The organism is Mesorhizobium waimense, assembly GCF_003601975.1.
Classification (GTDB): Bacteria; Pseudomonadota; Alphaproteobacteria; order Rhizobiales; family Rhizobiaceae; genus Mesorhizobium; species Mesorhizobium waimense.
In genome coordinates this window covers 157,261-183,740 of record NZ_QZWZ01000005.1, presented here as the reverse complement: position 1 = coordinate 183,740, position 26,480 = coordinate 157,261, and the positions used below count along the sequence as shown (strand labels likewise).

Annotated in this window: 19 protein-coding genes and 1 pseudogene; 9 read left to right on the top strand and 11 right to left on the bottom strand. The window is 62.2% G+C overall.

Going from position 1 to position 26,480, the window contains the following annotated elements; all coding sequences use genetic code 11:
* Positions 1–282: 282 nt before the first annotated feature.
* Complete coding sequence (locus D3227_RS08915) at positions 283–957, top strand: protein-L-isoaspartate(D-aspartate) O-methyltransferase (protein ID WP_120013751.1); 675 nt, start codon at positions 283–285, stop codon at positions 955–957.
* 175 nt (positions 958–1,132) lie between these two features.
* On the opposite strand, the gene D3227_RS08910 is transcribed toward D3227_RS08915, so the two are convergent.
* From D3227_RS08910 to D3227_RS08880, 6 genes are all read right to left on the bottom strand, one after another.
* Positions 1,133–1,504: a VOC family protein gene (locus tag D3227_RS08910; RefSeq protein WP_245451700.1), complete on the bottom strand. Its 372-nt coding sequence runs from the start codon at positions 1,502–1,504 to the stop codon at positions 1,133–1,135.
* Between the two features lie 342 nt (positions 1,505–1,846).
* Positions 1,847–2,092 (bottom strand): MoaD/ThiS family protein, encoded by a 246-nt coding sequence (locus D3227_RS08905; protein WP_120013749.1) that lies wholly within the window; start codon positions 2,090–2,092, stop codon positions 1,847–1,849.
* Positions 2,092–4,356 carry a xanthine dehydrogenase family protein molybdopterin-binding subunit gene (locus tag D3227_RS08900; RefSeq protein WP_120013748.1) on the bottom strand — a complete coding sequence of 755 codons (2,265 nt, stop codon included), beginning with the start codon at positions 4,354–4,356 and terminating at the stop codon, positions 2,092–2,094. The genes D3227_RS08905 and D3227_RS08900 overlap by 1 nt, the downstream gene beginning before the upstream one ends.
* Positions 4,357–4,358: 2 nt before the next feature.
* Positions 4,359–4,835, bottom strand: coding sequence for a (2Fe-2S)-binding protein (locus tag D3227_RS08895; RefSeq protein ID WP_120013829.1), 477 nt, complete (start codon positions 4,833–4,835; stop codon positions 4,359–4,361).
* Complete coding sequence (locus tag D3227_RS08890; RefSeq protein ID WP_120013747.1) at positions 4,835–5,695, bottom strand: FAD binding domain-containing protein; 861 nt, start codon at positions 5,693–5,695, stop codon at positions 4,835–4,837. Before D3227_RS08890 ends, D3227_RS08895 begins: the two co-directional genes overlap by 1 nt.
* Positions 5,696–6,173: 478 nt before the next feature.
* Entirely contained in the window at positions 6,174–7,220 is a 1,047-nt protein-coding gene (locus D3227_RS08880; RefSeq protein ID WP_120013828.1) for a class I SAM-dependent methyltransferase, read from the bottom strand.
* Between the two features lie 249 nt (positions 7,221–7,469).
* Here D3227_RS08880 and D3227_RS08875 point away from each other — a divergent pair, with 249 nt between their 5' ends.
* Positions 7,470–9,449, top strand: coding sequence for a putative bifunctional diguanylate cyclase/phosphodiesterase (locus D3227_RS08875; protein WP_120013745.1), 1,980 nt, complete (start codon positions 7,470–7,472; stop codon positions 9,447–9,449).
* Between the two features lie 302 nt (positions 9,450–9,751).
* Here the strand turns inward: D3227_RS08875 and D3227_RS08870 are convergent, their stop codons facing one another.
* From D3227_RS08870 to D3227_RS08855, 5 genes and pseudogenes are all read right to left on the bottom strand, one after another.
* On the bottom strand, positions 9,752–13,156 hold the full coding sequence (locus D3227_RS08870; RefSeq protein WP_120013827.1) for an acyl-[ACP]--phospholipid O-acyltransferase: 3,405 nt from the start codon (positions 13,154–13,156) through the stop codon (positions 9,752–9,754).
* Positions 13,157–13,247: 91 nt separating this feature from the next.
* Positions 13,248–13,409, bottom strand: a complete 162-nt coding sequence (locus tag D3227_RS41530) for a hypothetical protein (RefSeq protein ID WP_167480653.1) — start codon at positions 13,407–13,409, stop codon at positions 13,248–13,250.
* 381 nt (positions 13,410–13,790) lie between these two features.
* Positions 13,791–14,501 (bottom strand): dipeptidase, encoded by a 711-nt coding sequence (locus D3227_RS08865; protein ID WP_120013744.1) that lies wholly within the window; start codon positions 14,499–14,501, stop codon positions 13,791–13,793.
* Entirely contained in the window at positions 14,498–17,473 is a 2,976-nt protein-coding gene (locus tag D3227_RS08860) for an NAD(P)-dependent oxidoreductase (RefSeq protein ID WP_120013826.1), read from the bottom strand. Before D3227_RS08860 ends, D3227_RS08865 begins: the two co-directional genes overlap by 4 nt.
* 274 nt (positions 17,474–17,747) lie before the next feature.
* A pseudogene (locus D3227_RS08855) lies at positions 17,748–17,884 on the bottom strand (NADH-quinone oxidoreductase subunit D-related protein); the annotation flags it as partial.
* 349 nt (positions 17,885–18,233) lie between these two features.
* On the opposite strand from D3227_RS08855, the gene D3227_RS08850 reads away from it, so the two are divergent.
* The 7 genes from D3227_RS08850 to D3227_RS08820 all read left to right on the top strand — a co-directional run bounded on the left by D3227_RS08850 (position 18,234) and on the right by D3227_RS08820 (position 26,457).
* Positions 18,234–19,265: a substrate-binding domain-containing protein gene (locus D3227_RS08850; RefSeq protein WP_120013825.1), complete on the top strand. Its 1,032-nt coding sequence runs from the start codon at positions 18,234–18,236 to the stop codon at positions 19,263–19,265.
* Positions 19,266–19,346: 81 nt separating this feature from the next.
* Positions 19,347–20,888, top strand: a complete 1,542-nt coding sequence (locus tag D3227_RS08845) for a sugar ABC transporter ATP-binding protein (protein WP_120013743.1) — start codon at positions 19,347–19,349, stop codon at positions 20,886–20,888.
* Between the two features lie 16 nt (positions 20,889–20,904).
* Positions 20,905–21,891 (top strand): ABC transporter permease, encoded by a 987-nt coding sequence (locus D3227_RS08840; protein WP_120013742.1) that lies wholly within the window; start codon positions 20,905–20,907, stop codon positions 21,889–21,891.
* Positions 21,892–21,912: 21 nt separating this feature from the next.
* On the top strand, positions 21,913–22,893 hold the full coding sequence (locus tag D3227_RS08835; RefSeq protein ID WP_120013741.1) for a sugar-binding transcriptional regulator: 981 nt from the start codon (positions 21,913–21,915) through the stop codon (positions 22,891–22,893).
* On the top strand, positions 22,890–23,885 hold the full coding sequence (locus tag D3227_RS08830; RefSeq protein WP_120013740.1) for an aldo/keto reductase: 996 nt from the start codon (positions 22,890–22,892) through the stop codon (positions 23,883–23,885). Before D3227_RS08835 ends, D3227_RS08830 begins: the two co-directional genes overlap by 4 nt.
* A gap of 20 nt (positions 23,886–23,905) precedes the next feature.
* Entirely contained in the window at positions 23,906–25,624 is a 1,719-nt protein-coding gene (locus D3227_RS08825; protein WP_120013739.1) for a glycerol-3-phosphate dehydrogenase/oxidase, read from the top strand.
* Positions 25,615–26,457, top strand: a complete 843-nt coding sequence (locus tag D3227_RS08820; RefSeq protein ID WP_120013738.1) for a class I fructose-bisphosphate aldolase — start codon at positions 25,615–25,617, stop codon at positions 26,455–26,457. The genes D3227_RS08825 and D3227_RS08820 overlap by 10 nt, the downstream gene beginning before the upstream one ends.
* The last annotated feature ends 23 nt before the right edge of the window (positions 26,458–26,480 follow it).

Sequence of the window (26,480 nt, the reverse complement as noted above, 5' to 3'; positions counted from 1 at the left end):
TCATGTCCGACTGGCGCACTACCGGTCGCTCGCTGCGCCTTCACCCGCATGTCGACGAGTGCCCGCTCGCGGCACAGACCACTGCGACCTTTCCGTGGGTCGTGGCGGCATGGCGCCAAATCGCCAGGATCGCGGCCGACAGCCTGCCAATATAGCGGCGGCCCCAAGTCACCCGCGCTTGCCGCAGGCTCTCACTGGAAATGATGGCAGGCGTTACAGTGACAAGACGAACGGGATATAAAGCTATCTGGCAGAAGTCTGGTTGAGGAAAGTCCCTCCGTCATGAAGCCGATGAATGAAGAGCATCTGGCGGTTCTGCGCAGGCACATGGTCGAGGTGATTGCGATCCATGCCGACCTTGCAAGCGAAGAACTCGGCAAGGCAACGCTCGATGAACGGGTGATGGCATCGATGCGGCGGGTTCCTCGGCATCTCTTCGTGCCAGCCCCGGTCGCGCCTTATGCCTACCAGGACATGCCGCTGCCGATCGGTTTCGATAAGACCGTCTCGCAGCCCTTCATTGTCGCTCTGATGGCCGATCTCCTCGCTCCCCAACCGCACGAGGCAGTGCTCGAGATCGGCACTGGCCTGGGCTACCAAACCGCAATCCTCGCGGAACTCGCCGGACAAGTTTGGAGCGTCGAGATCATCGAGGAATTCGCAGGCCATGCTGAGGCTTTGCTGCAGGGCCTTGGCTTTTCCAATATCGCCATTCGTGTCGGCGACGGGTCCCGCGGCTGGCCCGAGCACGCCCCATTCGACAAGATCTTGCTTAGCGTGGCGGCTGAGCGGACGCCGCCGGCTTTGCTGGAGCAGCTCAAGCCGGCGGGGCGTCTGGTTCTGCCTTTGGTGTCTGAAGGAGTACAGTTTCTGACTATCATCGACAAGGATGCGGCAGGGCAACTCGAGGCCCGGAAACTCATCCCGGTTCGGTTCAGCCGGCTCGAAACCGTCTAATGGGGTGCGCACAACCGGCGCGACCGCGCTTTTCCGACCATCAAACCAAATGCCAGCCTTCCGCGCTTCTTCGCCCTTGGCGAACGCGGAAGAAATGACCCCTACCGGTCCCACAAAGGAAGGACAGGATATTTATCTGGAGTCGAACGGAAGGCCAGCCGTAGCCAATGCTGTCCTAGAGTTGATTGCTCACCTCAATGAGGTTGCCGTCGGGGTCCTTGAAGTAAACCGACAGGATTGCACCCAGCGCACCGGCCCGCTCGCCTGGCCCGTCCAAAATCGTTATGCCATGACGCTCAAAATGCAGGATGACCGCATCCATCGGAGTATCGGTTAGCAAACAGAAGTTGCCGCTTCCCGGAACGGTGTCGCGTGCAATGGCTGGCGATGCGCGTGCATCCTGCAGGCTGATCTTGTTCATACCGAAGTACAGCGACCACTTGCCAGGACGCTCTTCCCGCGACTGCATGTTCAGCACGCGCTCGTAGAATCGGCACGTGGTTGCAATATCGCTAACACAGAGCACGATATGATCGAGCGCGCGCATTTGCATGCCGTCAGTTTACCCCTCTCGCCGATCAAGCGCGAGCCGGCGTGTACAGACTGGTATCGACCCTGAAGCGGTTCATTGTTTCTCGGAAACGCAGAGCCGCTCTATCTCTTTGTTTTGACGCAATTCCGGACGGAAAACCGTTTCACACTTTTCCTGGAATTGCTCCATGCGGAAGCTCGCCTGCTCCTGGTCGATTCACGGCCATGACCCGAAGCAGTCATAGATAGCTGCCTGACTCACCGGCTGGCTGAGAGCGTCGGTGATAGCCGGGCCTTGTCTCGAGCTTACATCACAAGCCCGGTCGTGGTCGTCGATGGTAGTAAGACGGCTGTTTGGTTATCCCCCGGCAAGACGCGGCAGCAGGAAAATTTCGGCGCCTTGTGGCAATTCCTTCGACCAGGTGTCGCGATAGATCACCCCATCGATGGAGACAGCGATACCGCGATCGATCCAGGGCTCGAGGCCGGGATACTGCTCAGCCAGCTTTCTGAACAGCTCTCTTATGTCCTTGGCCTCGATGTCGACCTTGTTCTTGCCTCCGGCGGCGGTGCCAAGCGACCCCCAGAGCGTCACTTCGACCATCAGCCTGCCTGTTCCGCCTCGAGCGCCGCCAGGATGCGCGGCGGTGACATCGGGATATGCGTCATCCGCACGCCCACGGCGTTCGACACTGCATTGGCGATTGCTGCCAGCGGCGGCACGATCGACGTCTCGCCGACGCCACGCACCCCATAAGGATGGTTGGGGTTGGGGATCTCAAGGATCTGCGTGTCGATCATCGGCAGGTCCGAGCAGACCGGGATGCGGTAGTCGAGAAAGCCGGGGTTCTGAAGCCGCCCGTCCTTGCCGTAGATGTATTCCTCATTGAGTGCCCAGCCGATGCCTTGCGCAGCACCCCCCTGGTACTGTCCCTCCACATAGGTCGGGTGCACCGCCTTGCCGGCGTCCTGAACGACTGTGTAGCGCAGAACCCTTGTGGCGCCGGTCTCGGGATCCACCTCGATATCGCAGATATGGGTGGCGAAGGAGACGCCCGCGCCGTCGGCGACGAGCTCGCTGTGGCCGGCGATCGGTCCACCGGTCTTGCCCGAAGCGGTCGCGATCTCCTTCAGCGACAGGCGTCCAAGATTGCCGTGCTTCTCGCCCTTGGCGATGGCGTGGCCCTTTTCCCAGACCACGTCGTCGACCGGAATGTCCCACATCTGCGCGGCGCGTTCCCGCAGGACCTTGATAGCGTTGCGGGCGGCCGAGATCGTCGCCATGGAGGAGGAGAAGGTGCCGCGGCTGCCGTCCGTCATGTCGTTGTAGCCGAGACTGGACGTATCGGCGACCACGGCCTTGACCTGCTCATAGGCGATGCCGAGTTCTTCCGCCGCCACCAGCGACAGCGAGGCGCGCGAGCCGCCGACGTCCACGGTTCCGACGGCAAGCGAGACCGAGCCGTCCATGCCGATGTTGAGGTCGGTGCAGGTCTGGCCGCCGAAGTTGAACCAGAAGCCGCAAGCCATGCCGCGGCCCTGGTTCTTGCCGAGCGGCGCTTTCATGTGCGGATGGTTCTTCACCGCCTCGAGCGTCGGGCCGATGCCGATCGGGCCGTACACCGGGCCGTAGGAGGATCGGGTGCCTTCCTGGGCGGCGTTCCTGATCCGGAATTCGACCGCGTCCATGCCGATCTCCTTGGCCAGTTCGTCGATCGCGCTTTCCACAGCGAAGGCCGCCATCGGTGCCGATGGCGCGCGATAGGCGGCGGTCTTCGGCCGGTTGACCAGCACTTCGTAGCCGACTGTCTTGACGTTATCGAGCCTGTAGCAGGCAAACGCCGTCATGGCGCCGATCTCGGCCCACGTGCCGGCATAAGGGCCGCTGGAGTAGCGAAGCGTCGCCTCGGCCGCGGTGATCGTGCCGTCCTTGCGGGCGCCGATCCTGATGTCGATCGAGGTCGCGCTGGTCGGGCCCGAGGCGCGGAAAACCTCGTCGCGCGTCATGACCAGCTTGACCGGCCGGCCTGCCTTGCGTGACAGCGCCAGCGCCACCGGCTCGGCCCAGACGTGCGTCTTGCCGCCGAAGCCGCCGCCGATCTCCGACGAGGTGACGCGCAGCTTCGAGGCTTCCATGCCAAGCAACTGGGCGCAATGCTGGCGGTAGACGAAATGGCCTTGTGTGCAGACCCAGAGGTCCGCGGTGCCGTCGGAACTGACGCTCGCCACGCAGGCATGCGGCTCGATATAGCCTTGGTGCGTCTGTTCGGTCTTGAAGGAGCGCTCGACGATAAAGTCGGCGTGCCCGAAGCCCTGATGGACGTCGCCATGGCCAAACTGGCTGCGCTTGGTGACGTTGGAGGGTTTTACGGGCTTCTCCTCGAGGCCCTCGGTGAATGTGGCCTCATTGATGAGCGGCGCCGAGTGCTTCATCGCCTCGTCGACATCGGTGACATGGGGCAGCACCTCGTAGTCGACCTCGATGAGCTTCAGCGCCTGCCGCGCCGTGCGGGCATCGACCGCGGCCACCGCAGCCACCGCATGGCCGTCATAGAGCGCCTTGTTGCGCGCCATGCAGTTGTCGAGGATGTCGTACATGGCGGCATCGCCATCGGTGAGGTCGGGCAGGTCGGCCGCGGTAATCACCGCCTTCACGCCGGCAAGCTTTTCCGCCTTCGACGTGTCGATTTTCCTGATCGTCGCGTGCGCGTGCGGGCTTCTCAGAACGCGCCCGACCAGCTGGCCGGCCATGTTGAAGTCCGCGCCGTAGCGCGCGCGGCCCGTCACCTTGTCGACGCCGTCGGGACGGATGGGACGCGTGCCGACGGATGTGAAATTGCGGTCTAGGTAGCGAGGATCGAAATTCATGGTCACGCCCCCTTCATCACGTTTGCGGCGTCCTGAACGGCACGCACGATCTTGTCATAGCCAGTGCAGCGGCAGAGGTTGCCGGCGAGGCCGAAGCGGATTTCTTCCTCGGTCGGATCGGGGTTCTTGGCCAGCAGGTCCTTAGCCGCCATCAGGAAGCCGGGCGTGCAGATGCCGCATTGCAGTGCCGCGTGCTCGAGGAACTTCTGCTGCAGCGGATGCAGCCTGTCGCCATGCGCCATGCCCTCGATGGTCTCGACGCGCCGCCCTTCAGCCTCCGCGCCGAGCACCAGGCACGAGCACACCAGCCGGTCGTCGAGGATGATGCTGCAGGCGCCGCAATCGCCGGTGCCGCAGCCTTCCTTGGCGCCCGTCAGCCCCAGGCGATCGCGCAGGACGTCGAGCAGCGTCTCGTCCGGCTGGCAAAGGTACTCGACGTTGTCGCCGTTGATTGTCGTTGAGACTGCAACTCCAGCCATCATTTGCCTCCTGCACGTGCATAGGCGGTCGTGGCGGCCCGCTTGGCCAGCACACCCGCAACCTTTCTCCTGAACTCGACGGTGCCCCGCTTGTCGTCGATGGGGCGGCAGGCCCCCGAGCAGACCTTGGCGAGCCTCTCAAGCGTGGCTTCGTCCAGCTTGGAGCCGATAAGGACTTCGGCTGCCTCGTCCACCAGAAGCACCGTCGGCGCCGCGGCGCCCACTGCCACGCGGGCCACCCTGACGACACCTTGCTCATCGAGCGTAAGGTTTACGCCGGCGCTGACCACCGCGATATCCATCTCCGTGCGCGGAATGAACCGCAGATAGGCATCCCCCGAACGCGGCGGGCGCTTGTCGAGCAGGATAGCCTCGATGATCTCGCCCTTGGCCAGCGACGTCTTGCCCGGTCCCGTCGGCACGGCCTCCACGGCAATCGTGCGCCTACCTCCCGGACCGACGACCACCGCCTTGGCGCCGGCGGCCACCAGCGCCGGCACGCTGTCGGCGGCAGGCGAGGCGTTGCAGAGATTGCCGACGATGGTGCAGCGTCCCTGCACCTGCTTCGAGCCGATCAGGTTCGCGGCTTCGACGACGCCGGGCCATGCCTTCTTCAGGGCCTTGCTCTCGCCCAGCACGGCGCAGGGAACCGCAGCACCTATGCTAAAACCCTCCGACGTTTCCCGAATTTCGCTCAAGCCCTCGATCGCCTTTATGTCGACGATCAGATCGGGTTCGACAAAGCCGCCTTTCATCCTCACCAGGAGGTCGCTGCCTCCGGCAAGTATGGCGGCCGTGCCGGTCGATCCGGCCAGCAGGCCGGACGCATCTTCAATTGAAAGCGGACGTATGTAACGCATCGTCTCCCCTTGATCATCGCAATTTCAGCGACCGTTATAAAGAGTCTCCTCATAATGGCCATCCGGTTCCTCACCTGCGGCGATAGGCCAGGCGCCGCAAAATGCAGTCCCAAACAGCGCTCCGTGCCGCAGCCCAATACCGCCGCGCCTCAGCGCGATGACGTTGTCGCGCTTACCGATCGCGCAAGAGCGGGCGCGAGATCACATTCTCGGATCGTCAGACACCGCGGTGTCTGTCGCGGTTTCTCCGTCATACTTCATGACTGCCTTGGCAAATGCGGAAATAGCGGGCGACGGCAAGCGGTCCGCGCCGGAAACCAGCGACGCTGGCAGACGCCGGGCTCGCCGGCCGAGAGTTCGGCAAAGGTTTCTGCCCCCTTCATGGGAAAGAAGAAACGCAAACGACATGGCTCCGTCACGGCTGACCCGCACATTGTTCCGAGGATGCCTGCGCGAAATTTCCCGCGCCCGTGCGCACTCAGAGATCGCCCTTCCTGACTCTGCCGTAAACGATGTTCCGGTTCGATCCATAATATACTTGGGCTTCGAAGGAACCCTTGCCGATTGCGGCATTGATGATGCCCCACATATCGTCAGCCGAACGCAGGATAAGTGGCCAATCCATGAAGGTCTCCATATAGCCATCCGTCGTGATCTCATCGCTGAAATTGGCAAACAGGAATTCGCCCCCAGGCTTGACCAGTTCCATGGCTCTTTGAAGCAGGCGGGCGCCGATGGCACGCGGCAGGTAGTCGTAGAGTCCCGATGCGTAGACGAGATCGAATGTACCAAGTGAGTAGGCGCGGCGAAGAATACCACGTACAGAGCCGTGGAGTGCCTCGACTGCAGTGCCGGCAAAGTCGTGGTTCACCGTGGTTACGCTGACCGGGTCTTGATCCAGGCCGACCCAACGCTGCAGTTGTTGCTTGGCGAGCGCCTCGGAGCGTTCAGCTTCTCGTAGATGACCGCACGCTATTGCCAGCACCTGCGCCTTTTCCACCCTACGGGCCGTTTCGTCCACAGTTCTGGTTAGTATGTCCCGGCGCTCACGGCCCGCCACCGAACTCGCCGCCTCACTGGTATAGGCGTAAATCTGTCGGCCAAGCGAGGTCGACGAAGCGACGATCTCTTCGGCAACGGGGTGCTTGTAGTAAATGTCCAGCAGGCTTGCATCGCCCGAATACCCGCGCGGCTTTTCGACCGACCAGCGCGTGAACGGATCCTGGATCAAATATTGCGCCACGGGATGTTGCTGAGCCAAAGGGATGAGTTTCTGCCAGACCGCAGGAGCAACCTGCCTGCGAAGCTTATGGAGTCTCCCTGCCAGGCGGTCGACGGTCAGGCCGGCCGATTTGTGCCGTACGAAAGCTTGATTCGCGAGATCCAGCACGAGTGCGAGCTGGGCCGTCCTCGTTCGCAGTTCGTCTGCATCGACAATCTCGTCAGATGTCGCGGCATGTCTCTTCATCAACGCAGGAGTTACGAGGCTATATTCGTCGATTTGCAATTCTAGGTTGAGCCGCATGCCGTATATACCCTCCGGTCCACGGCGAACAACTATAGACGCGGTGGGGATGATGCGAAATATTTTCATAAAATTTTATGCAGTGGCGGGTGCGGCGGCGTTGACCCGACCCCGCTAAATCCGAACTGCCCTGTTTACTGGCGCTTAGCGATATTCAGCCTTTTTTGCGGACAGTGATGCTTCATCCTGCGTCCGATAAGCGACCTCGGCTATTGCATTCGCTACCGGGGGTCGCAGAGGAGCGCTACAATGCAACTGACTGAGGAGGTAGCTCAGAGGGTGGTCGCAGCGCTCGCGCGCCCGCGTTGGCATTCGCCCGATCCGACACTTTTAGCAAGGTTCCTCCAGAAGGAGGCCGATGAAAACCGCAAGCTCGTGCAATGGGGCATAAGGGCTGCTGTTCTTAGCTATGTCGCATACGGCTTCTTCGATTGGTTTCTTTTTCCGGACATCGCCGATCGGCTTGTACTGACCCGCGTGACGCTAGGGATCAGCTCCTTGGCGCTCGTCGAGCTAATCGCCCGACGGAGCTTCGCTCTAGCTACCTTACATCTCGTGGCGGCGCTGGCGATTGTAGTCGGCGCAGTCGGATGGCTGCTATCTGCTCTTGGAACAGGCCACCAGGCGGCCCTGTCCCAGTTCATGGTCTTTGGCACAATGTTTATTCTTGGAGCGAACTTATTCTTCAATTTCCGTTTCTGGCTTTCAGCGATTTCATCGGCGACAGTGACCATAAGCTTCATAGGCGCAGCGCTTTTTTCCCTTCAGACCGACATCGTCGGCCGCCTCGTGCTGTCAGCCTATTTCGTGAATTGCCTGGTGCTGTCGCTCTACCTTTCCTGGCGACTTAGCGTAGAGCGGTACCAAACTTTCCTGCACGCCCTTCGGGCGCAAATTCAGGAACAGGCTGCTATCAAAAAGGGGCAAAAGCTGACGGAAATCGCGGATACGGATCCGCTCACGGGGATGAAAAATCGCCGGGCGATCATTCGAGAGTTCTCGGAGATGCGCAACGAATGGGCCACGGACGACGACGAAATAGGCCTCATTCTGATCGACGTGGACTACTTCAAGAGATTTAATGATGGACTTGGTCATCAGGCTGGCGATGATTGTCTGATCAAACTTGCCCATGTCCTTTCCGAGACGGCAGCTTCGAACAACGCTATCGCGGCCCGCTATGGCGGCGAAGAGTTCGTTGTCCTCTGCAAGGTCACCGGGCGTGCTCATCTTAATGAGCTCGCGCAGCAGTTTTGCCGCGCTGTAGAGGATTTGCATATCCACCACCCTGATCGGGGCGACAAGCTAAACATCGTCACCATCAGCGCCGGCGCGTCGTTGACACGCGCCGATCAGAGCATGGAACTTCGCATCCTGCTGCAGGAAGCTGATCGCGCCCTCTACACGTCCAAGTTTGCGGGTCGTGCAACGTTCACCATTTACGACCCTCTCGCTACCGACCTAGACCGCTCCAGCGAAAATCTTTCAGAACTGTTGAAGCTCGCAGTTTCCAAGCAGCTCGTTTCTGTCGCCTATCAGCCAATTTGCGACCTAGCGTCTGGACGAGTGTTGGGCCATGAGACGCTCATGCGCGTGTGCGACTTCGACGGCACCATGATCAGTCCGTCCGTGTTCATACCGGTTGCCGAGCAAACTGGCGCGATAGTGGAACTGGGTACGTGGTTAATTGATCAGGCCTGCAGCGACATGGTGGAATATGGTTTGGGGTCGGTCGTGACAGCGAACGTATCAGTTCGTCAGCTCAAGGCTCCTAATTTTTCACTGCGGATCACTGAGATCCTTGGTCGGCATGGCCTTGCGCCACAGAAGCTTGCCATCGAGATCACCGAAGGAAGCGACATCTTTTTGGAGGCGCAAGCCGTAAGAAACATGGAGCGGCTGCGAAACCTGGGCGTTCAGATCTGGCTGGATGACTTCGGAACGGGATTTGCGGGCCTTTCTTGGCTCCGCCGTTTCAAATTCGACGTCGTCAAGATCGATCGCAGTTTCCTCCACGATTGCCAGACATCTCGTGGCCTAAGCCTGTTGCAGGACATGGTCGGGCTTCTGCGCAATCTCGACCATGCCGTGCTCGCGGAAGGCGTCGAAACTGAAGAGCAGCAGATGTTGCTGCAGCGCCTGGGCGTCCATTCGATACAGGGTTTCCTCACGGGTTATCCCGTCCCGATCGAAGAAATAAGCCAAGCTAGACCAGGCCTCGTCGCCTAACACGGCCACGGCCGCGGCAGCGATTTCGACTGGCCCATCAAGAAGCTGGGCGCCTCCACCTCGGCTGGCAAATACGCTTTTCCATGCCTCTCCTGTCTTCGCCCGCAAAAGCGTGAATGAATTTGGGCCCGGGTTGCGCATTCGCTGATCTTTGAACAAGCGTGCAATTTGGAATTAAGGCTCGTTGCTAACCTAGGCTCTGGGGCCTGGTGATGGCAATTTGCCGATGCGGTCATCGCCAAGGCTGAGCGATTGCATGAACGGGGGCCGGCGATTTGCGCCGGCCCGTCCATCTGTCCGGATCAAGCAGCCTTGATCTTCATGTCTTCTTCGCTGCGCACCATCTTGGTCACGCCGGCGAAGTCGAGCTTGCCGGAACCGAGCACCGGCACTTTCTGAACGATGCGCACTTCGGCCGGCACCATCAGGTCCATGGCACCGTTGGCCTTGGCGAAGGCCAGGAATTCGGCGCGCGTGGCGTTGGCTGCCTCGGTGATGAGGATCAGCTTTTCACCCTTGCGGGCATCCGGCACGGTGGCGACGGCCGACAGCGACCCCTTCCACAATTCGCCGGCCAGCACTTCCACGGCAGCCAGCGAGATCATCTCGCCGCCGATCTTGGCGAAGCGCTTGGCGCGGCCGCGAATGGTGATGAAGCCTGCCTCGTCGACGGTGACGACGTCGCCGGTGTCATGCCAGCCGTCTTCCAGCGGCTCGAGCACACCGGGTTTTTCGGTGCGCAGATAGCCCGACATGACATTGGGGCCGCGCACGTAGAGCCGTCCGCCATCATCGACGCCGGGCACCGGATCCAGGCGATATTCCATGCCGGGCATGATTTTGCCGACGCTGCCAGACCTGTTGTACATCGGCGTGTTGATGGAGATCACAGGTGCTGCTTCGGTCACGCCGTAGCCCTCCAGGATGCGCAGGCCGAACTTTTCCATATAGGTCATGCGGGTCGCGGCCTTGACCGGCTCGGCGCCGGCAAAGCAGTAGCGCACTGAACGGAAGTCGTAAGGATGAGCCGTGCGCGCATAGCCTGAGAGGAACGTGTCGGTGCCGAAGATGATCGTCGCGTTCGACGCGTAAACCAGTTCCGGCACGATGCGGTAGTGCAGCGGCGAGGGGTAGAAATAGACCGGCACGCCGGAGATCAGCGGCAGCACCGTGCCCGCCGTCATGCCGAAGGAATGGAAGATCGGCAGGATGTTGAAGACCTTGTCGCCCGAATGGAAGTCGATGCGCGAGGCGGCCTGGGCGGCATTGGCCAGGATGTTGCGGTGGGTGAGCACCACGCCCTTGGGCGTGCCTTCGGAACCGGAGGTGAACAGGATCACCGCCGCGTCGTCGGGCTTGCGAGCGACCCGCGGCGTGCTCTTGCGCAGCAGGCCTAGCAGCTTGTCCTTGAGGCCGATGGTGGCGCGCAGATCGTCAAGCCAGACGATATCGACCGCGCGGCCGAGTTCCTCGACGACCGCGCCGAGCTTTGCCTGTTCGACAAAGGCGCGCGAGGTGAGCACTGTCCGCACGTCGGCGGCCTTGCAGGCGGACAGGATGTTCGCGGCACCGGCGGTGAAGTTGATCATCGCCGGAACCTTGCCGGCCGACATGACGCCGAGCAGCGTTGCGCATGCGCCGTTGGCGTTGGGCAGCATGACGCCGAGTGTCTGCTGGCCGGCATAGAGGTGTTCGAACTTCTCGCCGAGCACCGCGGCACCCGTCAGCAGCTTGCCGTAGCTCAGTGAACCGGTGACCGGGTCCTCCACGGCAAGCTTTTTCATGCCGCGCTCGTTCGCCGTCTGGATGATCTTTTCCAGCACGGTCTTGTCAATGTCCTGGGTGCGGAAGACGAGGTCCGACATCACCTGATAGAGGGCGGCACCCGCCGCGGCGCGGCGCTTGCGGCCCTTCAGCTCCTGCGCAACTTCGAGCTTCACCGGCTCCAGAATGGTCACCTTGACCTTCGGGAACAGGCGGCGGCGCACATGCAGGGACGTCAGCCGCGAAAAATAGCTCTTCTCCAGCCCTTCGATGCGGACCGGTACCACCATCGAGCCGGTCTTGTCGGCGACCATCGCGGCGCCGTCATAGACCTTCATCAGGCCGCCGGTGACGGTGATGCGGCCTTCGGGGAAGATGACCAGCGGATCGCCGCCTTGCACGATCTTGATCAGTGTGCGGGTCGACATCGGCTTGGCCGGATTGAGCGGCAGAGCGCGGGCGAGCTTCAGGAATGGTTTCATCCACCAAGCCTGGGCGATGGTGTGGTCGATGGCGAAGACCGGCTCCTCATCGGTCAGCGTCAAGGCCAGCGGACCGTCGAGGAAGCTGACATGGTTGAGCGCCAGGATGGGTGCCGGACCAGCAGCCTTGAGGTTATCTAGCCCCTCCACCTCCAAATGATGGAAGGCGCGGAACAGGATGGAGACAAAATCGCGGAAAGGATTCGTCGGCAAATATTTCAGCATCAGCCATGCGGCGACGGCATTGATCACGGCGAGGCCGAACAGCACGCCTGCAATGGAGACACCGGCTGCCTGGATGGCGGCGACAAGACCGCCGCCTATGGTCATGAAGCCGGCGCTGACGACGTTGACCGCGGCGACGACACGGGCACGGCGATCCTCCGGCGCCCAAGCCTGCACCGCCGCAAAGGTCGGCACGACGAGGAAGGCGCCGGCAATCGCCAGGCCGGCCAGGTCGATGGCGACACGGATGGTGTTGTGGCCGGCAAAGAAGGCGCTGAGCGTCTGCGCCTGGTCAGAGGCCTGCAGGCCCCAGACACTCCAGCCGAGATCAAGTCCGAACACGGCCATCAGGGCCGTGCCGACCGGGGCGGGCAACAGCACCATGCGCCCTTGTGACATCCACGCGGCAATGGCCGAGCCGATGGCGACGGCGACCGCGAAGACGGCGAGATAGGCGGTTACGGCGATTTCGGTGCCGCCGAGCGAATCCTTGACCATTGGGGGCAGGATGGAAAGGATGATGGCCCCGACCAGCCAGAACCATGACGCCATCAGCGCCGCCCGCCAGATGCGCTGATTGGTGCGCAACTCGCTGACCAGCCGCCAGGTGGAGCGCAGGACGTTCTTGTCGATCACCAGGTTCGGTGCTGCCGATCCGGTCGCCGGGATGTAGCGGCTGACGAACCAGCAACCGATCGCCAGGATCATCATCATCGGACCGAACACGGCGACGCCGATGCCGTCGGCCGAGACAATGCCGCCGACGATCGTGCCGCCGAGGATGGCGGCGAAGGTGGCCGACTCGATCCAGGCATTGGCGCGGGGCAGTTCCTTGCGCTCGAGGTGATCCGGCAGGATGCCGTATTTGATCGGGCCAAACAGCGCCGAAATGACGCCGAACAGGAACAGCGCCGTCATCAGCACCGGGATCGACGACAGCGCGATGCCGATGACCGCCACCAGGGCGGCGCCGATCTCGACGAGCTTCAGCTTGCGCGCCACGGCAGCCTTGTCGAAGCGGTCGGCGATCTCACCGCCAAGTGCGGACAGAAGCAGGAAGGGGGCCATGAAAACAGCTCCCGCGAGCGTTACCAATGACGCCGCCTTGTCCGCCGCCAGCGTGAACAGGATGAGGAACACCAGCGTGTTCTTCAGGAAATTGTCATTGAAGGCCGAGAGGAATTGCGTCCAGAAGAGAGGTGCGAAGCGCCGTGACGTCATCAGATGGTTGTTCATGGCAATTTCCATTGGGCAAGGCTATCGAGCAATCCGAATGGATCGAGCGGTTGCTTGCGCGGTTTGAGCCTCGTTGTTAGCGGGAACCGGATTACACTTCGTTACTGCGGTTGATATCCATCCGCAGCTTTTCGGTCTTGGCGTCTTTCAACCTGCTGATGAACCGCCCCGCTTCCTCCGCGTCACGCAATGCCTTGGTGATGGCGACGGGCGTTTTCCAGGTGCTTGAATGGTTGGGAGCATAGCTTTGCATCGATATGATCCTTTCGTTTCAGGGTTAAGTTGGGTCGGCGCTGGCCTGTTTCAGGCCGGAAACAATCAGGCCGGCTTCGTCGTCTTCGCCAGCCGTCCGAGCACGGCGTCGGCACCGCTCCTGACCGGTACGCTTTAGCCGGCGGTCGCCTTCCTCCATGAACCTTGTTCATGAATGCAACATAGCACATTGTGAACGGCGTTCAAGGGAAAAATGAACGCTGTTCAAGAATTCAGATGGAGAATGCGAAGGACGATGAAGGGGAAGGGTTTAGGCCGCGCCGGCGAGACGCGCCGAAATCAGCAGCCCGCCTTGATCGCCGCCAGGCTTTGGCTAGCCTCGACAGTCTCGTCGACGTGCGAAACATGCAAGGGCGCTGTTTCAGCGCCAGATATGAGCGGCCAGCCTCAAAAAGTTTCCACCAAAGATTGCGTTGACGTCGCGATCGGACATTCCGCGTCCGATCAAGATCGATGCGACCTTCTTAAGATCGGAGGGATGCATCTGCGAACGATTGGGCTTCAGATATCCCTGTGACGCGAGCCAATATTGCGGAAATCTCTGGTACATCTCGTTGGCTTCCGGCACATCGACTGGGAACGAGTGATCCAGCGATATCCCGACATGTTTTGGCCCGATCAGGTCTGAGAGATAGCAGATATGATCGCTGAGGGTTTCCGGTGAGGCGTCGCCGAGGAAATTCTCGAGCCCGACGACCCCGACCAAGCCACCGGTCGCAGCACAGGCCCGGATCTGGTCATCAGTGATGTTGCGCTGATGGTTAACGAGCGCGCGCGGATTCGAGTGGGAGAAGATGACTGGCTGGGATGACCGCTGCATCACATCCATCGACGTTCGATAGGAGCAATGACTGACATCAACGAACATGCCTATCCGGTTCATCTCGTCCACGACCGCGGCTCCGAACGACGTGAGGCATACCGGGAGCGCAACCCTCCGAGATGGCGTTCGATCATGTAAGCCCGTCCGACGATTTGGCTCATCGCGGACCGGCTGAGCAAGCGCGGCGCCGGCCCCGCGCAGGCGTCTGAGCCTACAGCGCGACCCGGCAACAGCCTGCGACAAGCTCACCCCTCCGCTGGCCCGTAGAGCCCGAACTGATCGAGCAGCTCCCGTTGCCGGTCGGCACTTTCGACAAGCAGCCCGGTGTAGCGATCGATGATCCGATCGCGATGATCCGGATCGGAAACGGAGGAAAGTGCACCCAGGATCGCTGCGACCTTTTCCGAGGCCTGCCGCAGTTCGTCCAGGAGCTCCGCCTTGCCGCCGACTTCGGCAACCACCTGCTTCGTCACCTTGCCGATGCCGGCGGGCGTGCGGCTGCCGGCCGACACATAACCCTCCGGCAGATCTCCCTTGAGATTGGTGACCGACTTGAAACGGATGACGTCGAAGACCTGGTCGACTGCCTGCTTTGCACCGGTCACCCGGGAGGGATGGTCGGTGTCGGCGGCGGCGTGCGGCAGCAGCTCCAGCCTGCCCTTATGGCGCTCTTCGAGCGGCAGGTAAGGAAGCATGGGCCCGCTGAGTCCGCCGGTCGCGGCGTCTTTGAAGAGATCGGCGTCAATCGCCGCGTGCGCGATCTTGCCCGACGACAGCGCCTTGTCGAGCGCGGCCGCATCGACGACCTCGCCCCGGTCGTAATTGACCAGCACCGCGCCGTCGGTCATCGCGTCGAACACCTTCGCATCGACGGTTCCGGCGTTGGAATAGACGCCTCTCGCCGCATCCAGGCGGCCGAGACCGATATGGACGGAGAGCACGTCCGCGCCGGTTGCCGCGGCAACCGGACTTGCGGCATGTTCGAAGCCTTCCGCCTCGATCCAGCGCTTGTGATGCTCGCGGGCGTAGATCGCCACCTTCATGCCGAAGGCCTTGGCCAGCTTGGCGACTTCGCGGCCGATGTTGCCGTAGCCGAGAACCGCTATCTTGCGGCCCTCGAGCTTGGCGGTCGGAAAGTCCTTGAGCTGTCGGCCGGTGTCGAAGTCGCCGCCGGCGACCATCTGGTGCAGCCTGTCGACCGGCAGATCCGGAACAACTCTCAAAATCGCCTTCATCGCCATCTGGGCGGTCGCCCGGCTGTTGATGCCCGGCGTGTTCATCAATGGCGCTTCGCCGCCCTCGCCATTGCCGCCGCCCCAGGAGGCCGAGCCCATGTTGCCGGTGCCGGCGCCAATGCGGACGCCGCCGAGCGGGAATACGGAGGCCTTCGGGATGAAGGTCGCCGCCGCGATCAGCGCGTCGTACTGGCCCTTGTCGGTCTGTGGAAGGATCTCCGCCTCGGTACTCAAATTGGGCTGGTAGAAGAAATGGATGCGGCCCTTCTCAAGCGCCGACCGTTCGCCGAGCGGTCCGGGGTGGAAGACACCCCCCTTCTCCTCGATATAGGCCTTTATCTCGCTGTGATCCGGCTGGCCGTCGGCGCCGAAGCGCAGGCCGACCAGATCGGCGATCAGCACCGCATAGGCGCGCGCGGGGTCGTCCTTGCGGACGCCGTCGCCTGTATCGGCCTCGGCCTCGAAAGTGACGCCGTTCTTCGCCAGTTCCTCTTCGAGAACGACGATCTTGGCGCGCAGATAGGCGTATTGCAGGTTCTCCAGCAGCGCGACGATATCTTCGGGCTCGCGGATACCACCGACCCAGGCGCGATAGTCGCCTGGCGTTCCCGGGAAGGCATTGACATAGCGGGCCGCGTCGAGGCCGGGCTCATATTCGCCGTTCGGATGGGTGATGCCCTCATAGCCGAGCAGTTGTTTCGACCGGGCGATGATGCGGGCGTGGATGCCGGAGTCGGTGATGCCGTCGTCCTCGACCTTGAGGAGTGTTACCGCCGCGCCGCGCCGTTCGGCATCGGTGACTGTCACCGATAGTATCGGGTGCGACTTGACCCACTCGTCAATCACCTCGCGATTGGTGGCGGAACGGCGGTTGAGGTCGACGACAGAGCCGACCCGAGCCTCCGACTGCAAAAGGCCGAAGGTGGTCTCGGCAAAGGCAAGCGCGCTGTAGGTATTGATGACGCCGCCGAGCATGCGGTCTTCTGCGGCGTCGTAGAATGGCCCCGCATCTACGGAGCGCTTGGCCGAAAGCGGTAGCTTCGGGTCGATCGGCGGCGCGATCTTCAGCTGGCGCGGGATCGCCCAGGCGGGATTTTGCTGGTTCTTCTCGATCAGTGCCAGGGCGTGCGGGGTGAAGGAGGCGACAAAATAGCCGGACACCCCGCCGATCGCCTTCTGGAACGGCATGAACAGGCAGCACTTCGCCATCACGGCGTCGACGAGTTCGGGCTCCCACGGCATGGCACCGAGCATCGAGGTGGCATCGAACACCGCATGGCGGTTTGCCGGATCGCCGTCTATCCAGCTCAGCAGTTCGTTGATCTCGGCGCTGGTATAGGCATTTGCCCCCGTCGTCTCGTGGCCGACACCGACGAAGATCGAGACGCCGAGGGTGGAGAGCCCGGTCGCCGTCGGGATCACGCCTTCAGAGACGGCGAAATGAATACGGCTCTCGCAGCCTTTTTCGGCGAAACGCTGCATCTCGATCAGCTGGGTGGCCCAGGACTGGCGGAAGAAGCCGGCGGCCCTGGATAGATCGCTCTCTGGCTTCGGCGTATCGACATAGACGCGTTGGGAGGCGTCGTTGGCGTTCATCAGGTGCTGGACGCAGACAGTGAAGCCGCTGTGGCCACCGCCGAGTCCCACTGCCATGCGGTTCGTCTTCGGGAAGTGGAAATAGCGATGGATCGCCCGCATCATGTCGGTCAGGATTTTGTCCGCCGGATAGCCGCGGTGCATGCTGCGGGAAATCTCGGCGGTGGTGAAGCCACCGATGTCGTCACCCCTGTCGTCGAACTTGCGATAGGTCTTCTCGATCCAGGCGTCGAAGGCGATGCGCCGCAGGCGGCTGTCCACTTCGTCGGTAGTTGCATCGGTGATCGGGCCGACACCGAAGAACGGGTTCGACGGCAATTTTGGCGCGACCGATCTGGTCAGTTGGAGTGACTTCAGTCGCTGTTCCTGCATCTGCGCGATGTTCATGATGATCTGCCTATCTGTTTTCCAGGGCGGGGGGCGGATAGTGGATCGAACGCGAAAGAAAAAAGACGCTAACTGCGCCGAAGCGCACGCTGAATGCGTCATGGTCGCCCTGCAATGAGGAATTGCTGCCGCACGGGCGCTGGCAGCGCCTGGCTGCGACCGATGGTCCTTTGAGTTTCGCATGCGACGGAAATGGCCGCCGTCCGCATGCGGTGGTCATTCAATCAGAGCCACAAATTGGAGCGGCATGCCTGTTTCGCTGCGGCGCAGGCATCTAGCACCGATAGGGAACATTGCTCCCGTCCGAAACCAGATAGACGCCGAACTCCCTTTGGGCGCCTCGACGGCGGCGTAGACCTCGCCGGGCGGCACGCGATGTCCTTCAGTGTACAGTTTGAAATGGTGGATGGTCGCTCCAGCATACCAGCATACCAAATAGGCAAGCGGTTGCCCGTTTGCATTTTGTGGACGAGCGGCAGATCGGCGAATGGAGCAACGGAGGCACAAAGAGGACGCTTAAGGCACTCATATTCGCCTGGTCGTGCCGCTGCGTCTAAGGTGCGCATTGGGCTTCTGAACAGCGTCGCCAGCTACCATATTGAAATATATTTCATATAGTGAATTTTATTGACAGCGCTGGAAAAGCCGGTAATTGTCGGGGCGTCGGGTTTCTGGAGGATGTCCGGCGTCAATCAATCCAGACAGCGAGACGCTGCGGCGTTCGCGATTGTCATTGAGCATGGCTTCGGCCAAGGGAGGAATCTTGCGCAAATTTCTGAGCACGCTCGCCAAGGCAGCGGCTGCGTCGACCATCTTGGTCTCGACCCAGGCCCGCGCCGAAACCGCCAACCCGTTCAAATGCGAGCCGGGTGAAAAGTATGTCATGAACGTCATGGTCTCGGGCGTCGAATATTGGTTCCCGGTCTATGAAATGTTCAAGCAGGCCGGGCAGCAGTTCGGCTGTGAGACCGAATATACCGGCACGCCGGAATATGACGTGAACAAGCAGATCGCCACTTTCGACCAGGCATTGGCGCAGAAGCCGGCCGGCATCCTGGTGCATCCGATGAATTCCGATCCGTTCATCGAGCCGATCAACCGCGCCATCGACGGCGGCACCGCAGTGGTGACTTTCGCCGCCGACTCGCCCAACTCCAAGCGCGTCTCCTACGTCACCTCCGACAACGTCGCCGAAGGCACCTATACCGCCGATGCCGTCGCCGAGGCGATGGGTGGCAAGGGCGAATATGCCGTTCTCGAGAACCCCGGCCAGGACAATCACGACAAGCGCGTCTCGGCCTTCATCGCCCGCATGGAGGCCAAATGGCCTGACATGAAGCTGGCCGGCCGCGCCGCGTCCAACCAGGACCCGACCAAGGCCTATCAGGCGGTGCTCAGCCTCGCCCAGGCCCATCCCGATCTCGGCGCCGTCTTCATGCCGGAAGCCAATTCGGCGATCGGCGCAGCACAAGCGGCCAAGGAAGGCGGCGGCAAGATCAAGGTCATGCTGGCCGACGTCAATGCCAAGATCCTCGACATGATCAAGGCCGGCGAGATCTTCGGCTCGGTCAACCCCAATCAGGGCATGCAGGGCTATATGGGCTTCATGCTTCTGTGGCTGGCCAAGCATCCTGGGCTGATCGACCCGATGAACGACGCCAAGCGCGCCGGCGCCAACGCGATGAAGGTGCCGTTCGTCGACAATGGCTTCTCGATCGTGACCAAGGACAATGCCGACGATTTCTATTGGGACAAATATCTCAAGCGGCGTGGCACCAAGGGCATCGAGGAGTAGTCTCGAGCCGAGCCGACATCAGAGCCGGAAGGGGGGCTTCCCTTCCGGCCCCCTTCAGAACTCTTTTCGCAGGAGCATGGCGTGAGCGACGCGCCCGTCCTTCAGATCCGCAACCTTTCCAAGGCGTTCGGGTCGGTCCAGGCGCTGAGCGGCGTGCAGTTCGAGCTGCGCCGCGGCGAGGTCCATGCGCTGTGCGGAGAGAACGGCGCCGGCAAGTCGACGCTGATGAACATGATCGGCGGCATCCTGCAGCCGGACGAGGGCGACATACTGATCGACGGCAAGCCGGTGACGATCGCATCGCCCGCGGCGGCGCAGAAGATGGGCATCGCGCTGGTGCATCAGGAAATCGCGCTCTGCCAGGATGCGACGGTAGCCGAGAACATCTGCATGGCGGCGATCAACGCCCGGCGCGCGCCGCTGATGAATTTCCAGCAGGTCCATGCAGACGCCGAGAAGGCGATGAACCGGCTTGCGCCTATTGCGGTGCGCACCAAGGTCGCGGACCTTTCCATTTCCAGCCAGCAATTGGTCGAGATCGCCAAGGCACTGACGCTCGACTGCAAGGTGCTGATCCTCGACGAACCGACCGCGGCACTGACCGAAACCGAAGCGCAGCGCCTGTTCGCAATCGTGCGCGGGCTGAAGCAGCGCGGCATTTCCGTCATCTACATCAGCCATCGCATGGCCGAGATCTTTTCGCTGTGCGACCGAGTCACCGTCTTCCGCGACGGGCGCTATGTCGCGACCGAGGCCATCGAGGCGACGTCGCCCAACGACGTGGTCCGCAAGATGGTCGGCCGCGAGATCACTCAGCTCTATCCCGACAAGCTTCCTGCCAATGCAAGGCCTGGCCGCGCATTGCTCTCGGTGAGGGGCCTTTCGGATGGTACCCGTTTCGCCAATGTCGATCTCGAATTGCGGGCTGGTGAAATTCTCGGCATCGGCGGCCTCATCGGCGCTGGCCGCAGCGAGATCGCGCAGACGATCTGCGGGCTGAGGCCTGCGACCGCCGGCAACGTCGTACTCGACGGAAAAGACGTTGCGATCCGCAGCTATGCCGATGCCGTGCGCGCTGGCCTCGTCTATCTCTCCGAGGATCGCAAGGGTTCCGGCGTCTTCCTCGATCTGTCGATCGCGGCCAATGTATCGGCACTCGACCTCGGCAAGCTCACCGGCCGTTTCGGCCTGCTCGACCGCCACGCCGAAGCAGATCAGGCGACCAGCCTAGCCAAGCAGCTCGGCGTGCGCATGGCCGGCATCGATGCGGCCGTATCGACGCTTTCTGGCGGAAACCAGCAGAAGGTGGCGATTGCCAAGCAGCTTTCGGTTGCACCGAAGGTCATTATCATGGACGAGCCGACGCGCGGCATCGATGTCGGCGCCAAGGTCGAGATTCATCGCCTGCTGAGAGAACTCGCCAATCAGGGCGTCGGCATCATCATGATCTCATCGGAACTGCCCGAACTCATCGGTCTGTGCGACCGGGTGGCTGTGGTGCGCGAAGGCCGCATCGCCGGCGAGCTCGAAACGGGTCAACTCGACGAGGAAACGATCATCATGCTGGCTTCCGGCGTGCAACCGAACGCGGCGTATGAGGGGCAGGCCCAGAATGTCGCCTAGCGCGGGAGAAACCACGATGCTTGCCGAGATCAAGGCGGCGGATGCCAGCCGACGTGTCAGCTTCGCCCGGCTCGCCTCGATGCGTGAAGCCGGCCTGATCGCGATCATCCTGGCGCTCTGCATCGCCATGAGCTTCGCCTCGCCGCATTTCCTCACCTGGGGCAACTTCCGCGCCATGCTGATGAGCTTTTCGATCGAGGGCATCGTCGTCGTCGGCATGACCATCCTGCTGATCGTCGGCGGCATCGACCTGTCCGTGGGCTCGGTCGTCTGCTTCTCGATGGTGGTTTCGGGGGCGCTGTTCCTGGCCGGGCTGGATCCCTGGACTGCGAGCCTGATCGGCATTGCGGTGAGCGCGCTGATCGGCGCGGTGATGGGTTTCTTCGTGACGGTCGTGGGGCTAAACCATTTCATCACCTCGCTGGCGGCGATGGTGATCGTGCGTGGCCTGTGCCTGGTCATCACCAAGGGTACGCCACTGTCGTTGTTCACGCTGCCGCCGGAGTTCAAGGCGATCGGCCAGGGCAACTTCCAGGGCGTGCCCTATGTCATCATCATCTTCGTGGTCGTGGTGGCGATCTTCGATTTCCTGCTCCGGCGCGCCACCGCCTTCCGCAAGGTGTTCTATACCGGCTCGAACGAGAAGGCGGCGCAGTTCTCCGGCATCAAGACCAACCAGGTGAAGTTCTGGGTGACGGTGCTGTGCGCGACGCTCTCCGGCTTTGCGGGTGTGATCTACATGGCGCGTTTCGGCGCCGCCACGCCGACCTTCGGCGCTGGCATGGAACTCAACGTGATCGCGGCGGCCGTCATCGGCGGCGCCTCGCTCAAGGGCGGCTCGGGCACGATCTTCGGCGCCATCCTGGGCATGGCGCTGTTGTCGGTTGTCACCAGTTCGCTGATCCTGCTCGACATCTCAGTCTACTGGCAGGACATGATCAAAGGCTGCATCCTCCTGGCGGCGGTGTCGGCCGACCATTTCCTGCACCGTAAGAAGTCCTGAGTTCGAGACGATAGAGCAATCATGGCACCCCCAAACACACGCGACGACATCTCGACCGTCCGCCAGATGCATCAGGCGCTTGTCCTCCACTATATGGAGGGCAAGACGCAGGCCGAGATCGCCAGGGAACTCGGCATCTCGCACGCCACCGTCAACCGTCTGATCAAGCGCGGCCACCAGCTCGGCCTGGTCGAGATCAAGATCAAGTCGCCGATTGACCATCTGGTCGACCTCGAAGCGCGGCTGGTGGGGCTCGGCGGCATCGAGCGTGCGGTTGTGGTGCCGACAGTCTCGGGAAACCCGCAGACGGCACTGCTGCGGGTCGGCGAAGCGGCGGCCAACCTTCTGCTCGAAACGATCAAGGACGGCGACACCATTTCGATCACCGGAGGCAAGGGCGTCAGCGCGCTGGTCGCCGGGCTGAAGCCCGGCCGCAGCTATGATGTCGAAGTCATTCCGGCGACCGGGCTCGTGCAGGGCAAACACTACACCGACGTCAATCACGTCGCCTCGCTGATGGCCGACAGGCTGGGCGGCCGGGCCTACCAGATCCATGCGCCGCTGTTTGCCGACACGCCGGAACAGCGCGAGATGCTGATGGGCGTGCGCGCGGTGGCGGACGTGTTTCGCCGGGCGCGCGAGGCCGATGTCGCGGTGGTCGGCGTCGGTTCGATCCTGACCGACGATTCCAGCTATTACGACCTGCATCCCTCCTCCAGCGCCGACCGCCAGGCAATCCAACGCTCGGGCGCATCCGGCGAATTGCTGGCACACCTGATCGATCGAAACGGAAAGCTCAGCGACTACACGCTCAACCGCTCGCTGGTGTCGCTCACCCTTGACGAATTCGCCACCATTCCGCGCTCCATCGGCGTCGCCAGCGGGCCGAGCAAGATCGCGCCGATCCTCAGCGCCATGCGCGGCAATCATCTCGACATCATCGTAACCGACGAGGCCACCGGCCTTGGCATTCTCGACCTTGCCGAAAGAGAGGCAGCATGAGTTCAGAACAAATCCTGCGTGCGATCGGCGCGTCCGGTATCCAGGCATCCGCCGTTGGTCTCGGCACCTGGGCGATCGGCGGCTGGATGTGGGGCGGCACCGACGAGCAAGCCTCGATCCGCGCCATCGAAGCCTCCATCGACGCCGGCGTCAGCCTGATCGACACCGCGCCTGCCTATGGCCTCGGTCGCAGCGAAGAAATCGTCGGCAAGGCGATCAAGGGCATGCGCGACAAGGTGGTGGTCGCCACCAAATGCGGGCTGAACTGGCATTCCGGCAAGGGCAACCACTTCTTCGACCAGGATGACAAGCCGGTGCACCGCTATCTCGGCGCCGACGGCATCACCTATGAGGTGGAACAGAGCCTGAAGCGGCTCGGCACGGACTACATCGACCTCTACATCACCCACTGGCAGGACCCGACCACGCCGATTGCCGAGACGGTTGCGGCATTGGAGAAGCTGAAGGCGTCCGGCAAGATCAGGGCGATCGGCGCAAGCAATGTCAGCGCCCTTGACCTCGAGCACTATGTCGCCGCCGGGCAGCTCGACGCCATCCAGGAACGCTATTCGATGATCGACCGCGAGATCGAAGGCACGCTGTTGCCGATCACGCGCAGGCACGATGTGGCGACGCTGAGCTACTCCTCGCTGGCGCTCGGCCTGCTCACTGGTTCGGTCGATCCGGGACGCAGTTTCACCGGCGACGACCAGCGCAAGGACAATCCGCGGTTCTCGGCTGGGAACCGGCAGAAGGTGGCTGCGCTCAAGCAGGCCATCCGCCCGACCGCCGAACGGCACGAAGCCTCGATGGCGCAGATCGTGATTGCTTGGACCCTGGCGCAGCCAGGCATCACCTTTGCGCTATGCGGCGCCCGCAACGCCGATCAGGCGCTCGACAATGCGCGCGCCGGCGAGATCAGGCTCAGCCGCGATGAGTTGGCCGCCATCGACACAGCGATAGCCATGCATCTCTCCCAGATGGCTGCCTGAGCAAACGAGGCATTTCCGCAATGAAGCGCACCGAAACACTCGCCGCGCTGCGAGAGCGGCCCGACATTGCCGTGCTGATCATCGGCGGCGGCATCAACGGCATCAGCGTCTTTCGCGAGCTCGCCCTGCAAGGCGTCGACGTGCTGCTCGCCGAGAAGGGCGATTATTGCAGCGGCGCCAGCGCAGCGCTTTCGCGCATGGTGCATGGCGGCCTGCGCTATCTGGAGAATGGCGAGTTCAAGCTGGTCAAGGAATCGCTGCGGGAACGCGACCGGCTCTTGCGAAATGCGCCGCACTACGTCGCGCCGCTGCCGACGACGGTGCCGATCTTCGACACCTTCTCCGGCATCGCCAATGGCGCCGTTCGCTTCCTTGGCCTCACCCGGCGGCCGAGCCGGCGCGGCGCACTCGTCATCAAGGCCGGGCTGACGCTCTATGACGTCTTCACGGCATCGCGCCGGCTGATGCCGACCCATCGCTTCCGAGGGCGCAAGGAAACGCTGAAGACGTGGCCGGCCATCAATCCGGCGACCCGCAGTTCGGCGACCTACTACGACGCCTGGGTGAGTCGACCCGAGCGGCTTGGCCTTGAGATGCTGAACGACGCGATGGCGGCTTCACGCGCCGCGCGTGCGCTCAACTATGCGCGGATCGGCTCCGATGAAAACGGCCTCACGCTTAACGATACCGTTTCGGGGGAGACCCTGCCGCTGCGCCCCCGCCTCGTCATCAACGCCACCGGCGGCTGGATCGACCTGACGAACAAGGCGATCGGCGCGCTAGCACCGCGCATGATGGGCGGCACCAAAGGCTCGCACCTGATCGTCGACAACCAGGAGCTCCATGACGCGCTTGATGCGAACATGGTCTATTACGAGAACGAGGATGGACGCATCTGCATCCTGTTTCCCTATCTCGGCAAGGTCCTGATCGGCTCGACCGAAATCCGCGTCGACGATCCTGACACGGTGCGGTGCGAGGACGACGAACTCCAGTACATCCTGCAGTCGCTGGCCTTTGTCTTCCCATCGATCAAAATCGCCAAGCACGAGATCGTCTTCCGCTTCTCTGGCGTCAGGCCTTTGCCAGCCAGCAAGGACAGTTTCACGGGCCGCATCCCGCGCGACCATTTCTGCGAATTCATTGAGCCGGCTGGCAACCTGCCGGCAACGCTCTGTATGATCGGCGGCAAGTGGACGACGTTTCGCTCGTTTGGCGCGCTGGCAGCCGACATGGCGCTGGAGCGATCAGGACTGGTACGCACGCTCGGTACCGAGGATCTCGCCATCGGCGGTGGCCGCGATTTTCCTTCCGATCCCGCCGACTGGTGCGCCAGGCTGGCGGCGGAACACAGATTGACAATGCCCCGCGCACAAAATCTGCTGGAACGCTATGGCACGTCCGCGGCCGGAATCGCGGCGGCTATTTCGGCTGTTCCGGACCCGATGTTGCCTGGCACGGAATATTCCACCGGCGAAATCCGGCTGATCATCGAGCGTGAGCACGTCGAGTCGCTGGCTGACATTTTCCTGCGTCGCACCACCATTGCCATAGCAGGCGATCTGACATGCGAACTGGTCGATGCCGTGCTTTCAATCCTGGCCATCTGCAAAGGCTGGAGCGCGGCTCAGGCCGACACCGAACGCACCGCCTTTCTGTCGCTGCTGGAGCATCAGCACGGCGTCCCTCTGCCGAACCTTCCCGGCGAAAACAACAAAAGGAGCGCAATATGCGCGTGAACAACAAAGTCCGCATGAACCGGCTGTTCGGCAATGGCCGCTGCCTCGACGTTGCCATCGATCACGGCGTCTGCAACGAGCCGGGCTTCCTTGTTGGGCTGGAAGACATGGCCGGCGTGGTCGAAAAGCTGACGAAGGCCGGGCCGGACGCAATCCAGATGAATTACGGCCAGGCCGACCTGCTGCAGAACCTGCCCGGCAAGGACAAGCCAGCGCTGGTGATGCGCATTGACATGGGCAACCCGTACAACAAGGTACGCCACCGGGCGATGTGGGCGGTGCTGCAAAACGAGGTCGAACCGCTGATCGGCGCCATCGAGATGGATGCCGCCTGCGTGGTCGTGAACCTGTTCATGCTGCCTGACGAACCGGACCTCTTCCGCCAATGTGTTCAGAACATCTCCCGCGTGCGCGCCGACTGCGAAAAGTACGGCATGCCGCTGATGATCGAGCCCCTGGCCATGCTGCCGGTCGCCGAGCATGGCGGCTACATGGTCGACGGCGATGCCGGGAAGATCGTCACGCTGACGCGGCTGGCGCGCGAGATGGGCGCCGACATCATCAAGGCAGACCCGACGACCGACTCCAATGACTTCCACCGCGTGGTTGAGGCGGCGCGCTGCCCGGTGCTGGTACGCGGCGGCGGCAAGGAGGATCTGCACGCCGTGTTCGACAAGTCGGCGGCGCTGATGGCGCAAGGCGCACTGGGTATGGTCTATGGCCGCAACATCTATCAGCACGCCAATCCGAGTGCCGTCGTGCGGGGTCTGATGGCGATCATCCATGACGGCGCCGATGGCGCCACCGCCTGGGATCTGTACAACCAGGCGTAAGGCGGCCGACTGCGGGAGGAGCC